The organism is Mesorhizobium sp. M7D.F.Ca.US.004.01.2.1 (assembly GCF_003997785.1).
In the GTDB taxonomy this organism is placed as follows: domain Bacteria; phylum Pseudomonadota; class Alphaproteobacteria; order Rhizobiales; family Rhizobiaceae; genus Mesorhizobium; species Mesorhizobium loti.
Window position 1 is genome coordinate 1 of the sequence record NZ_RZRQ01000196.1, and the last position, 11,469, is coordinate 11,469.

Consider the following 11,469-nt stretch of genomic DNA (forward strand, 5'->3'; position numbering starts at 1 on the left):
GCGCTATGCCGCCCGATATCGACCCGATATTGAATTGGAGGGAAAGTCTTATCAATTTGTTTGCGTTGGTTCGTCATAGTAGCGGCGGCTAACGGAGTTGAACGCGATGAAGCTCGATCTGTCGCCGACGAGCTGGGGCAGGGTGATCGCTGTCACAGTAGCCGGTACGGCATTCTTCATTGCCGTGGCATTCTTCGTCGATTCCTTCAATTTCCCCTATCTTTCGCCCGAGGCCGTGTGGCGGGCGCAGATGACCGACCTGATGCTGCCCTTGGTGCTGGGCGGCTCGTTCCTGTTTTTCCTCATGTGGAAGATTCGCCAGCTGGCCATCGCCCAGCGCGACCTCAGCGTCATTGCCGCGACCGACAGCCTGACGGCGGTGCTGAACCGTGGTGCCTTCTCGATGCTGGTCGAAGCCTATCTCGAAGAGACCCGCAAGCAGGAGCAGCCCCGTTCGGGGGCACTGTTGATCATCGACGCCGACCACTTCAAGTTGATCAACGACCGCCTGGGCCATGACTGCGGCGATCAGGCGCTCAAGCTGATCGCGCAGGCGATCAAAGGGCAACTGCGTGGCGGCGATATTGTCGGCCGCATCGGCGGCGAAGAATTCGGCGTGTTTCTGCCCGGCGTGGATCCCTCGCAATCCTGGGTGGTTGCCGAAAGCATCCGCCGGCGCATCAGGGAGATGGACTTTTCGCCCGGCGGCAGACCTTGCCCGCTTTCCGTCAGCATCGGTGGCACGAGCTTTACCGGCCCGACCACCTATGAGGAAATCTTCTCCGCCGCCGACAGAAGGCTCTACACGGCCAAGTCGAACGGACGCGATCAAGTCAGCTTCGATCCGGCGGGCGCTGCTCCGGTGCCTCCGCCCAGCGTCGCCACGGTGCATTGACGACAGAACTTGCCGATGACAGGTCGAGAAGCTCTCGAACCCGAGGCAGATCGCTCCCTCGACGCTTTCAAATACTCACAACTACATGCAGGGAATCTATCTTTACGGATGGCATGCCGGTTCCATAGGTCATGGACTGTAACCTCTTACCGGTATACTCCCCCTGTGTCGGCGATGTATCGTCGTCGTTAGAAACGTTCTTGGTTCTAGAGTTTTTGAGCGTTCCGGCCGACGGTGCGGTCATGATTTCTTGATGCTGGCGAACATATGGCGGGGCGGTCAGGCAAGCGCAGCAATTATGATCCATTTGTTCAACGGCTTTCAGAATCCCTTCGGTGGCAGCGACCTTGAAACTCTCGAACTGCACCGGCTGTTAAGTGCCGATTCCGAGGTGCGTCTTTGGGCAACCTCCTCCAGGGTGTCCGGCGAATTGATGCGGCATTTCCCGATACGCCGCATCTCACTGCCAAAGTGGGATGTGCCGGATGGCGGTACCTACGTCTTTCTCGGCGCGCATTGGCGCAACAAAATGTGGCCTTACCTGATCCCGCGGCCGCGCCGGCTGATCTACGTCTTCAACACCTTTCATCCGAAAGTCATTGCGCTGACGACGCGCATGCCACGCATGCTGGGCTGGCCCGCTGCCGAACTGGTGCTGATTTCCGATTTTCAAAGGCGCTTGCTGGGGGTCGACGGCGTCGTGCATCCGTCGCCGATCGACATTGAACGTTTCTCGCAACGACTGGCCCGACCGGACGGTCCGTTCACGGTGGGGCGGCTGAGTCGCGATGCGCCGGACAAGCATCACGCCGACGATGTGCCGCTCTACGAGGCATTGCTGGCGGATGGCGTTGCGGTGCGGATTCAGGGCGGGATGCCGCTCAAGGACAGGTTGGCGCCGCATCCGCGACTGGAACTCCTGCCGCAGGGCCAATTTGTGCCTGAAAAGTTCCTGCAGGGGCTCGACGCGTTCTACTATCGCACCAGCTCGAATGTGGTGGAGACGTTCGGCCGGGTGGTGTTCGAGGCGATGGCATGCGGCTTGCCCGTCGTCTGCCATTCGCAGGGCGGCTACGCCGACCATATCAGGCATGGCGAAAACGGTTTCCTGTTCGAAACGACGCATCAGGCGGAGCGGATCCTGGCCGATCTCAAAGTCGATCCGGTGCTGAGGGCGGCAGTCGGCCTCAAGGCCCGGCAGACGGTAGAGCAGCTGTTTTCGCCGCAGGCACTGCGGCAGCGGCTGGATTTTTATCTGAAATAGCTGCATCTCACCCTCGATCGTTTCCGAATACCGGGAACCGCGCCGGTGTCGATTGTGGGAGCGTACTTCCGACAGACGTTCGGCTCAGGCGGAGCGACGATGTCATCACTTGGAAATGTTGGCGTCAAAGCTGGCGGCGAAATCCTCGCCGCTCATTGTCAAAAGCTTGATCTGGTCGCGAATTCTTTCATCGCTCCAAGTCCACCACTCGGAGGCTTGAATGCGATCAACGACATCGGGAGAGAAACGATACCTGATGATTCTGGCGGGGCTTCCGGCGACGATAGCGTAGGGCGGTACATCCTTGGTCACGACGCTTCCGGCTCCGATAACGGCACCGTTTCCGATGGTCACACCGGACATGATTATTGCTCGCGCCCCTATCCATACGTCATGGCCGACCACAATCGGCCCCCTGGTGCCGAGGCCGTCAATGCCTTCGATCTTGGCGATGGCCAAGGCGATCTGACGCGTCGACACCAGATCCATCCGATGGGTCGCCCTGCAAAGGAACAGAACACCTTGAGCGACGGAACAGAAGGAGCCAACCGTCAGCGGGTTGTCCTCCGCACGGTATCCATCAATAGAGTTCTCATTTATTCCATACGAATGGCGCCCAATCGAAATTCCGGGCCAAGGCCATATCGGCTTTCGCAGCCCCAGTTTCACACGCAGTCCTCGAAAAAGTCCCACAGTCTTTTCCATATGGATTTGGTGCAACGAGTCTTTCGCACGCTCAACAAGCACTCACCTAACTCGAATCCCCCCACGGTGGGAGAAATGCCGCTGGGCCAGAAGGCGATTTCATCTACCTCGTGACAGTCCTCGGTGGGCAGGGATGGACATCAGAGCCGGGTATCGACTGGATAAAGGCGATAGTCTTCTCACGCCTAAGGCGGCAGATATCGAAAATCTGCCGAGCTATGCGCCTCGTTTCGACCACGAGTTTTCCGGCCGGGCTCCTCTTTGGAGCGTAGTTCGAAGCAGATTTCACCAGCCGCTCCTCACTAAGGAGGCTGGTCAACCCGGAGGCCTTCTCGCGTACAAGATCATTTTGCACACACAGCGCGGGCAAGAGTTGGTACACGGTTTTGCTTGACGACGTCGGAAGCGACGGATCGAAGATAACGTGATCAGCGGGCGCATCGAGATTTCGGGTGATCAGATCGCGCGCCGCTCGCTTCGAAACGATGTAACCGGCCGATCCGATGTGGAATCCATATAGCCTAGCCAGCGAAAACCCACGGCTGACGGAAGTGCGCTTCATCGCGATGACGGTCTTCCTTAGGTACGTCTCCAGCTTGACGACATCGGCATCGGCCGGAACCCATCCATCATCGGAAAGCATTGGGCCAGCCGCTTCACACAGCAGGACGTCATCTTCGAAGATCGCGCCAAAGGCATCATCACCATCCGCGATGATTTTCCAGCAAACCTTGTGGCTCATAAGGCAGGCCACTTCCGTCGCGGTTAAACCCGGTGAAGTTTCGGCAAAATCCCTTCGGTGCAACGCATCAACGGCAGGAACCCGATCGAACGAAACACCAATCTTCGCGAATTCAGCTGTGACATGGGCAAGTCGGTCCGGAGACCGATCGAGGTTGATGACCATGCATTTCATGATGCCTCCCCCCAAAGGCTATGTACCGATTATAGTTACTTCTTTGGAACACTTGCTTCAGGGCTATCTTGGCAGTTCCAACTTCCTCTGTCCATTCGACGAAGAATTTTTTGCTGTAGATAGTGTCCTCAAACTGACCTGTAGCGTTGCCAGATTCCATTGGCAAGTGGAGCCATAGACACCTTTTCCGCAGACGCTTGACGTACTATCGCACCGGCTCGCACGTTGAGACGTTCGGCCGGGTGGTGTTCGAAGCGATGGCCTGTGGTTTGCCTGTGGTCTGTCATTCGCATGCGGCTACGCCGACCATATCAGGCATGGCGAAAACGGTTTTCTGTTCGAGACGACACAACAAGCGGCGCGGATCCTCACCGATCTCAAAGCCGATCCGGGGCTGCTGGCGACGGTGGGCCGCGAGGCGCGGCGGACCGTTGAGCTGCTGTTTTCCTCGCAGGCGTTTCGACAGCGGCTGGATTTCTATCTGCGTTAGCGGCACATCATCCCCTGGACGAGCGAACACTCTCGGTGCAACAAGCCCGGCTGTTTGTTATCGATCCCGACATCGCGCTAAAGCTGGTATGCAAACGAACCATTGGGGCGGACGGGCAACGGCGCGCCACAGACCGAGCAGGACTCTTTTACCGATGACATTGATGGGCGCGGCGGCACTGCTGATCCTGGTCCTGACTTACGCCGGTGTCGCCATTGGCCGCATCCCGGGCCTGCGCCTCGACCGGGCAGGGATCGCACTGCTCGGCGGCGCCGCGATGATCGCCGTCGGCGCGCTCAGCATGGAGGATGCCTACCGGGCGATCAATTTCGACACCATCACGCTTCTGCTCGGCATGATGATCGTGGTGGCGCATCTGAAAGTGTCAGGCGCTTTTCGCGGCCTTGGCGCCGTCGCCATCGAGCACGCGCACGCGCCCTTCATGCTTCTGGTGATGGTGACGCTGCTGACCGGCGTGCTGTCGGCCTTCCTGGTCAACGACGCCATCTGCCTTGTCATGGCGCCGATCGTGGTCCACGTCACCCGTGTCATCAAGCGCAACCCGATCCCCTATCTGATCGCCACCGCCACCGCGTCGAATTGCGGCAGCGTCGCCACCATCACCGGCAATCCGCAAAACATGGTCATCGGCGCGCTGTCGGGCATTTCCTATCCGGCCTTTTCGGCAGCGCTCGCTCCGGTCGCCTTGTTCGGCCTCGTCGCGGTCGTTGTCATCATCCGCGTCGTCTACCGGGCCGAATTTGCCCGCACGGTCCAACTGACGCCCGAGGTCTCGCGTGGCCGCATGCATAAGGGGCAGGTGCTGAAGGCGGTGGTGGTCTGCATCGGACTGGCAATCGCCTTCTTCGCCGGCGTGCCCGTCGCCAAGGCCGCGCTCATCGGCGGTGCCATCCTCTTGCTCACCCGCGCCATCAAGCCGGAACGCATCTACCGCGAGATCGACGGTCCGCTGCTGTTCATGTTCGCCGGTCTGTTCGTGGTCGTCGCCGGCGCTGAAAAGACACTTCTCACGCCCGACATGATCGCCTCGGCAAAGAACCTCGGGCTGGACGATGTCTGGCGGCTGTCCGGCTTCACCGCGGTGCTCTCCAACATCATGAGCAATGTCCCGGCCGTGCTGGCGCTCCGGCCTTTCATACCCGGCCTCGAAAACCCCGAGCGGGCCTGGCTGGTCGTCGCCATGAGTTCGACGCTGGCCGGCAATTTCACGCTGCTGGGTTCGGTCGCCAATCTGATCGTCGCCGAACAGGCACGGGCCGCCGGTACGCCGCTGTCATTCGGCGCTTTCTTCAAGGTCGGCTTGCCGCTGACGCTGATAACGCTGGCGGCCGGCACCGCATGGCTGGCCTTCGGGTTCTAGAGGGAGCGGCAAAGCAATGGTGAACACCAATCAAGGCGAAAGCGCAGATCTGATCCGCCGGGCGGTGGTCGCTTTCAATTCCGGCAATCACGGCCAGGCGACGCATCTATGCGAACTGGGCCTGAAGCAACACCCGGACGATCCGGCACTTTGCCATCTTCTGGCGGCGGTTCTGTTCGCCAGGGCGGACTTGTCGGGGGCTCGCATGCGCATCGAGACGAGTCTGGCAGCTCGTCCGGACAACGTGCCCGCCTTGATTCTCGCGTGCAGGATTGCCCGGGCCGACGGCCGGTTCGAAGCAGCATTGCAACCGCTGGATCGTGCGGCAAAGCTGTCGTCACAGGCGGAAATACTGATCGAGCGGGCACGTACCCTCGATCAGGCAGGCAATGCTTTGGCCGCGCGCGAATGTTGGACACTTGTCTTGCAGCGGGATCCGAAATCCGAGGAAGCTGCGGCGCACCTCGGGCGCCTTGCCTGGCAACGCGGTGCGTCTGTTGAGGCAGAGGGCTTGCTCGAACGCGCCGTCGCCGGCGGCGGGCATCCGGCTGCCTGGTTTGATCTCGGGTTGGTGCGTCAGGACATGCGCAAGTTCGGCGGCGCCGCCCAGGCCTATCGACGCGTACTGGAGATGAGCCCGGATTCCCCGGAGGCTGCCGTCAATCTGGGCGTCGTCTTGCAGGAAACTGGTGATCTCGATGAAGCAATGCTGGCGTATTCAACGGCCTACCGTCTGCGCCCATCCACGTTCGGCGTCATCGCCATGGCACTTACATCGGCACCGAGTGGTCGGCTGTGGCTTGATGAGGAAGCGCTGCGTCGCTCACTCGCTGGTGGAGCGCGCCCGCCGGGCGCGAAACCGTTTGCGGTAGACACCCGGCGTTGACAGGACATCCGCGACCGTCTGCGCATAGGCGGCCTGCCGCGTCTCGTCGAACACCTCATATTCCAGCTGCGGCGCGGCCCGCGGAACCGCAAAGCACTGCGCGACCGGGGTTCCTTTCCCGAGCACGCCGGAGAACCCAGGCTCCGTCCAGATCGCCGGGAAATTGATGCCGCCATCGCTGAACCGGTCGGAATCCACCAGGCCCGTCACCAGCCTGAAGGGAAGATCCTCGCGATTGACCGGATGCATCGCGAACAGCGACCAGCCGTCCTCGACCTCGATGGTCCAGAAGCTGTTGAATTTGAGGGCGGCTTGACCGGGCGTAGCAAACGGGCTGCCGGCGAGCTGCCCCGGCGTGTGGAAGCTCAATGGCGCTCTGGGGTGGTTCTGTGTAACCGGGTCTGGAATCTGCCAGTCCCAGGAAAAGGTGCCTTTGTCGACGACGACGTCGCACGGCAGCAGGACCATGAAACCGTAGGTCATCGCATCGACAACGGGTGGGCACTGCTTGAGCGTGCGAATGTCGCGGCCGTGGATCGCCGAATAGGCGGTGGCGGGCATGGCGCGCAGCCAATCCGGCAGAGCGCCGCGCGCCGGGATCGGGCGGGGCAAATGCTCGACCAACATTGGATCACATCGGAAGATGATACGCATCACCGCCTCCTGGCATTGCGATACCACGCTTGCCGGCTGCGTTCCAAGCCACGGCAAGTCAGTCCTTGTTCTGCGATCGCGCCCGCACAAGCGTCGCCGCGGCGTGCCCTGCCGCCCCGATATAGTCGGGGTTGTGGTGGATCAGCATGCTCGAGAAGGCGCCGTCCATGAGCAGAACGATCTCGCGCGCCAGCATATGCGGCGCGGTGACGCCGCGGGCCGACAGTTCGGCGGCGAGCCATTTTTCGAAATTTGTCTTGTGCCGCGATCCGGCCTTGACTGCCGGGTGTCCAGGCATCGAGGCAAGCTCCGCGGCCGTGCGCAGAAACCCGCATCCTTTCCATTTGGGATGGCGGGCGACACGCGCCAGATTGGTGAAAATCGCTTCGACCTTGCGGTCGGCACCACCTTCAGCGGCATCGAACCAGCCGGCCATCTGCTTCAGATTGGGCTGGTCGCGAGCATCGAGATAGGCAGCGATCAGATCGTCCTTGCTCTTGAAGTGATAGTACAGCGTCCGCTTGGTCAGCCCGGCTTTTTCGGCGATGGCATCGACGCTGACGCGGCCAATCCCTTCGGCATAGAAGAGCTTCGTCGCGGCATCGACGATGCGTTTGCGGGTAGGGCTGGATGCTTCAGGCATAGCCTCAAGTATACCGACTAGTGAATATACAAGCAATCGAAAACCTGATCCCTTCCGGTCAACGCATGCTGGAAAGGAAGCCAAATGACCGATCTTGTCCTCAACGAGACCAGCGATGGGATCGCCATCCTCACCCTCAACCGGCCGGAGAAACTCAACGCACTGAACTATGCCCTGATCGATCGCCTGCTTGCGATCCTCGACGACATTGAAGTCGACGACGGTGTTCGGGCGGTCATTCTTACCGGAGCAGGGGAGCGGGCGTTTTCGGCGGGCGGCGACATCCCCGAATTCGCGGCCAGTGTGGCGCTTGGCGTCGATGTCGCGATACGGGACTTCGTCATGCGCGGGCAGCGGCTGACGGCAAGGCTGGAGGCCTTCCGCAAACCCGTCATCGCCGCCGTCAACGGAATTGCCTTCGGTGGCGGCTGCGAAATCACCGAGGCCGTGCCGCTGGCTATTGCCAGCGAACGCGCTTTGTTCGCCAAGCCGGAAATCAACCTTGCGATGCCGCCGACTTTTGGCGGAACGCAGCGTTTGCCCAGGCTGGCCGGGCGCAAGCGGGCGCTGGAACTGCTGTTGACCGGCGACTGGTTTCCGCCGCAGCGGGCCCTTGAACTCGGCCTCGTCAACCAGGTGGTGCCGCATGGCGATTTGATGCCGGCCGCAATCGGCCTGGCTAGGCGTATCCTGCGGCACTCCGATCTGGCGGTCGCCAGCATCCTCACGGCGGTGACGCGCGGCCTCAACCAGAGCATCGCCGAAGGCCTGCTGGTCGAGGCCGAGCAGTTCGCCCGCATGGCCCCGACCGGCGATCTGCGCGAAGGGCTGGATGCCTGGATCGCACGCCGCGAGCCCCGCTATGACGGGTCGTGGACGCATATCGCGCGCCCTGATGAGGCCAGGCGGGCCTCGTTGGCGCTGGATCAGGGCGCCACCACCAAACGGCCTTTCATGTTGGGGTGGAAGCGGCAGAAATAGTCGACCGGTCCCGCGGTCTTCAATGTCAGGCTTGCGGATTTCTTCGGCGGGATCATCACCTCCCAGCTACCTTTCACGGTGGCCGTGTGGGCGAACACATCCTTGTTCACCCACTCGATCGTGTCGCCGACCTTCGCCTCGACGGTGGCTGGCGAGAACACCAGCCTGTCGATGGTGACCTGGATGGTCTCAGCTCGCGCCGGAACGAGACCGGCGGCCAGCGTCAACGCAATCCACAGATGGCGTTTCTGCATGCTCCCGGTCCTTACTTCAGCATGCCGGCGACATGTTCGGCGTGCTGCTCATGGCCCTGGAAAATCTTCAGGCCGGTTTCCAGCAGGCTCTTCAGCTCGGCATTCTGCGCCGACGGGATCAAAAGGGTTTCGAGCGCGCCGTTGACCTGCTTGTGATAGGCGACCTCGTTGTCGACATAGGCCTTGTCGAAGGCAGCACCGTCGAGCTTGGCGAGCTTGGCCCTCTCCTCGGCGGCCGCCTTGCTCAACGCCTGGCTGGTGGCGTTGTCTTCCGGCGTGACCTTGAGTTTCTTCACCAGGTCGAGCGCCTGCACATTCACGGCTTCATGATCGCGAACCATGTCTTTGGCGAAATCCACGACTTCCTTGGTCTTCGATTTCTCGATCGCCAGCTTGGCCGCTTCAACATCGATGACCCCGGCCGTGTAGGCAATGTGGGCGATCTGCGGATCGGTCGGCTTGTCGGCGGCTTGTGCGAACGGGGCAGTGCCGAGCAGCAGCAGGGCGGCAAGGGCAGCAGTGTGTCGGATAGACATGGCATCTCCTTCGTCCGGACGCTGAAATCGCCCCGGACAGTGTTTCTCGGTTGACGGTCATTGGATGCTGGTCAGCGGCAAACGTTCCCGCCAAAATCAACTGAATCCGGTGAGGGCCAGCTTTCCAGCCCGAGCCGCCGCAAGACGGTTCTGGTCAGCCTTTCGCAACGTCGGCCGGCGAAGGGGAAGGCATCGAGCAGCACCGGCCCGATCTGGTCGTCCAGTGCCTTGCGCACCAAAACGCGGGCACGGTGCAGCCTTGTCTTGACGGTTTGTGGCCGCACGCCGAGAAGATCGGCGGTCTCTTCGATGCTCAGCCCCTCGATCACCCGCGCCACGAACACCGTCCGGTAGACATCGGGAAGGCTGTCGGTGGCCCGTTCGACCAGTTGGAGGATCTGCCGTTGCGCCATCGTCCGCTCCGGATCGTCGCTGGGGTTGAGAGGGAACTGGATGATCTCGGCTTGCGGATTTTCCGGCAGTGCCACCGTTCTGCGCCTTTTGCGCAGGCGGCCGAGCGCCTCGTTGATGACGATGCGCGACAGCCATGTGGCGAGCGAGGAGTCGCCGCGAAACGCATCGAGATGGGCGAAGGCCCTGACATAAGCCTCCTGGACGATGTCCTCGGCCTCGCTGTCATTGCGCACGACGCCGCGCGCGATCCGGTAGAGCCGCTGATTGTGTGTCTTGATGATGGTGCGGAAGGCATCGCCGTCGCGCGCCAGCGCCCGCCGCACGAGATGCATGTCGCCTGACTCAGCAGAAGGCACGGCCGTCAAGACAGCAGGCATGGCCAGTTTCCTCAACCCAATCTCCGAACCGGAACCCCGACTGAGAGATTGGACGCCGTTGCCGGCAAAAGGTTCCCGAAGATTTTTCGCCGGGTCCGGCGGCAGCTACCCTACCGCGCCCGGTGAGGGTCTGTCAGCAGCCTGCAGGCGCGCGGTGGCCGCCAGGAGATCGGTCTGGGTAATCAGCCCGAGAATCCGCTTGTCGTCGTCGACGATGATCACCGCATGGCTGCGGCCGTCGGTGAGCACGGGCAGCAGACCCATGGCGGTGAAACCGGCGGCGGCTGTCGCTGCGGGCGTTATCACGGATCCAACCGTGCCGGAGGCCAGGGTCAGTTCCCGCAATCCCACGGTGCCTGCCAGCCTTGCCTCGGCGTTGACGACCGGCAAGGTGCGGATGTTGTGGTCAAGCAGCAATTGGCGCGCCGCGTCGGCCGAGGTGTGCGCGTCGACCGAGATCACATCACGCGACATGATGTCCTCGCACAGAAGGGTCTTGTGCGAGCGCACCATCGCCTGCAATTCGACTTGCCGCAGCAGTCGGTCGAGATCGTTGCGATCGATATCGAACGTCTCGTCGAGTGCGCCAAGTGCTGCATCGATGTCTTCGGACCGAAAGCCGACGCGCGACTGTGCCGGCGGATCGACGGTGCCGTGGCTGTTCGCCGGTGCTGCGACCGGCACATGCGGATAATTGCGCCGGGCCAGTCTGTGGAAGCCATAGCCGAGCGCCACCAGCAGGATCGAGTTCAGCGCCACCGGCACGAATGGAAACAGGAAGCCGGCGCTGATGACGGCAGGCCCTCCCAGCACCGCGGTCAGGGCGGCCGCCCCGCCCGGCGGGTGCAGGCAGCGCGTGAACGACATGGCGGCGATGGCCAGCGCCACCGCGATGCCGGTGGCAAGGGCGGTTTCGTGGATGAAATGCGCCACGATCACGCCGACCAGTGCCGACATCGTGTTGCCACCGATGATCGACCATGGCTGCGCCAGCGGACTGGCCGGCACCGCGAACAGCAGCACCGCCGATGCTCCCATCGGCGCCACCAGCAGCGGCACGTGCGGGCCGTTGC

14 protein-coding genes are annotated in these 11,469 nt (G+C 61.8%); 5 read left to right on the top strand and 9 right to left on the bottom strand.

What is annotated here, in order from left to right; translation table 11 throughout:
• Nucleotides 1-106: 106 nt before the first annotated feature.
• Nucleotides 107-895 carry a GGDEF domain-containing protein gene (locus tag EN993_RS23165; protein WP_127264919.1) on the top strand — a complete coding sequence of 263 codons (789 nt, stop codon included), beginning with the start codon at nucleotides 107-109 and terminating at the stop codon, nucleotides 893-895.
• A 253-nt stretch (nucleotides 896-1,148) separates the two neighbouring features.
• A complete protein-coding gene (locus EN993_RS23170) occupies nucleotides 1,149-2,159 on the top strand; it encodes a glycosyltransferase (protein ID WP_245468943.1) in 1,011 nt (336 codons plus the stop codon).
• Between the two features lie 105 nt (nucleotides 2,160-2,264).
• Here EN993_RS23170 and EN993_RS38365 read toward each other — a convergent pair whose 3' ends face one another.
• From EN993_RS38365 to EN993_RS37945, 3 genes are all read right to left on the bottom strand, one after another.
• Nucleotides 2,265-2,648 carry a CatB-related O-acetyltransferase gene (locus tag EN993_RS38365; protein WP_281040324.1) on the bottom strand — a complete coding sequence of 128 codons (384 nt, stop codon included), beginning with the start codon at nucleotides 2,646-2,648 and terminating at the stop codon, nucleotides 2,265-2,267.
• A gap of 319 nt (nucleotides 2,649-2,967) precedes the next feature.
• Nucleotides 2,968-3,780 carry a glycosyltransferase family 25 protein gene (locus EN993_RS23180; RefSeq protein ID WP_127264921.1) on the bottom strand — a complete coding sequence of 271 codons (813 nt, stop codon included), beginning with the start codon at nucleotides 3,778-3,780 and terminating at the stop codon, nucleotides 2,968-2,970.
• 283 nt (nucleotides 3,781-4,063) lie between these two features.
• A complete protein-coding gene (locus EN993_RS37945) occupies nucleotides 4,064-4,276 on the bottom strand; it encodes a hypothetical protein (RefSeq protein ID WP_245468944.1) in 213 nt (70 codons plus the stop codon).
• Nucleotides 4,277-4,424: 148 nt separating this feature from the next.
• Here EN993_RS37945 and EN993_RS23190 point away from each other — a divergent pair, with 148 nt between their 5' ends.
• Together EN993_RS23190 and EN993_RS23195 are read left to right on the top strand one after the other, a co-directional pair.
• The gene (locus EN993_RS23190) at nucleotides 4,425-5,651 is read left to right on the top strand and encodes an anion transporter (RefSeq protein ID WP_127264922.1); all 1,227 of its coding nucleotides are present in this window, start codon (nucleotides 4,425-4,427) and stop codon (nucleotides 5,649-5,651) included.
• 16 nt (nucleotides 5,652-5,667) lie between these two features.
• The gene (locus EN993_RS23195; protein ID WP_127264923.1) at nucleotides 5,668-6,537 is read left to right on the top strand and encodes a tetratricopeptide repeat protein; all 870 of its coding nucleotides are present in this window, start codon (nucleotides 5,668-5,670) and stop codon (nucleotides 6,535-6,537) included.
• On the opposite strand, the gene EN993_RS23200 is transcribed toward EN993_RS23195, so the two are convergent.
• Both EN993_RS23200 and EN993_RS23205 read right to left on the bottom strand, forming a co-directional pair.
• Nucleotides 6,475-7,191 (bottom strand): hypothetical protein, encoded by a 717-nt coding sequence (locus EN993_RS23200; protein ID WP_126068641.1) that lies wholly within the window; start codon nucleotides 7,189-7,191, stop codon nucleotides 6,475-6,477. The genes EN993_RS23195 and EN993_RS23200 overlap by 63 nt on opposite strands.
• A gap of 58 nt (nucleotides 7,192-7,249) precedes the next feature.
• Complete coding sequence (locus EN993_RS23205; RefSeq protein ID WP_109662983.1) at nucleotides 7,250-7,834, bottom strand: TetR/AcrR family transcriptional regulator; 585 nt, start codon at nucleotides 7,832-7,834, stop codon at nucleotides 7,250-7,252.
• 84 nt (nucleotides 7,835-7,918) lie between these two features.
• On the opposite strand from EN993_RS23205, the gene EN993_RS23210 reads away from it, so the two are divergent.
• Nucleotides 7,919-8,815, top strand: a complete 897-nt coding sequence (locus EN993_RS23210; protein ID WP_127264924.1) for a crotonase/enoyl-CoA hydratase family protein — start codon at nucleotides 7,919-7,921, stop codon at nucleotides 8,813-8,815.
• On the opposite strand, the gene EN993_RS23215 is transcribed toward EN993_RS23210, so the two are convergent.
• From EN993_RS23215 to EN993_RS23230, 4 genes are all read right to left on the bottom strand, one after another.
• Entirely contained in the window at nucleotides 8,761-9,069 is a 309-nt protein-coding gene (locus tag EN993_RS23215; RefSeq protein WP_126068643.1) for a cupredoxin family copper-binding protein, read from the bottom strand. The genes EN993_RS23210 and EN993_RS23215 overlap by 55 nt on opposite strands.
• Before the next feature lie 11 nt (nucleotides 9,070-9,080).
• Nucleotides 9,081-9,605 (bottom strand): DUF4142 domain-containing protein, encoded by a 525-nt coding sequence (locus EN993_RS23220; protein WP_109662990.1) that lies wholly within the window; start codon nucleotides 9,603-9,605, stop codon nucleotides 9,081-9,083.
• 71 nt (nucleotides 9,606-9,676) lie between these two features.
• Nucleotides 9,677-10,396, bottom strand: a complete 720-nt coding sequence (locus tag EN993_RS23225; protein WP_127264925.1) for an RNA polymerase sigma factor — start codon at nucleotides 10,394-10,396, stop codon at nucleotides 9,677-9,679.
• 105 nt (nucleotides 10,397-10,501) lie between these two features.
• The coding region (locus EN993_RS23230) for an HPP family protein (protein ID WP_164757767.1) at nucleotides 10,502-11,469 on the bottom strand (968 nt) is incomplete at its 5' end.

Excerpts from the sequence above, each read along its gene's own strand:
- EN993_RS23165 (WP_127264919.1), top strand. The coding sequence starts at position 107 with ATGAAGCTCGATCTGTCGCCGACGAGCTGGGGCAGGGTGATCGCTGTC.
- EN993_RS23170 (WP_245468943.1), top strand. The coding sequence starts at position 1,149 with ATGCTGGCGAACATATGGCGGGGCGGTCAGGCAAGCGCAGCAATTATG.
- EN993_RS38365 (WP_281040324.1), bottom strand. The coding sequence starts at position 2,648 with ATGGATCTGGTGTCGACGCGTCAGATCGCCTTGGCCATCGCCAAGATC.
- EN993_RS23180 (WP_127264921.1), bottom strand. The coding sequence starts at position 3,780 with ATGAAATGCATGGTCATCAACCTCGATCGGTCTCCGGACCGACTTGCC.
- EN993_RS23190 (WP_127264922.1), top strand. The coding sequence starts at position 4,425 with ATGACATTGATGGGCGCGGCGGCACTGCTGATCCTGGTCCTGACTTAC.
- EN993_RS23195 (WP_127264923.1), top strand. The coding sequence starts at position 5,668 with ATGGTGAACACCAATCAAGGCGAAAGCGCAGATCTGATCCGCCGGGCG.
- EN993_RS23200 (WP_126068641.1), bottom strand. The coding sequence starts at position 7,191 with ATGCGTATCATCTTCCGATGTGATCCAATGTTGGTCGAGCATTTGCCC.
- EN993_RS23205 (WP_109662983.1), bottom strand. The coding sequence starts at position 7,834 with ATGCCTGAAGCATCCAGCCCTACCCGCAAACGCATCGTCGATGCCGCG.
- EN993_RS23210 (WP_127264924.1), top strand. The coding sequence starts at position 7,919 with ATGACCGATCTTGTCCTCAACGAGACCAGCGATGGGATCGCCATCCTC.
- EN993_RS23215 (WP_126068643.1), bottom strand. The coding sequence starts at position 9,069 with ATGCAGAAACGCCATCTGTGGATTGCGTTGACGCTGGCCGCCGGTCTC.
- EN993_RS23220 (WP_109662990.1), bottom strand. The coding sequence starts at position 9,605 with ATGTCTATCCGACACACTGCTGCCCTTGCCGCCCTGCTGCTGCTCGGC.
- EN993_RS23225 (WP_127264925.1), bottom strand. The coding sequence starts at position 10,396 with ATGCCTGCTGTCTTGACGGCCGTGCCTTCTGCTGAGTCAGGCGACATG.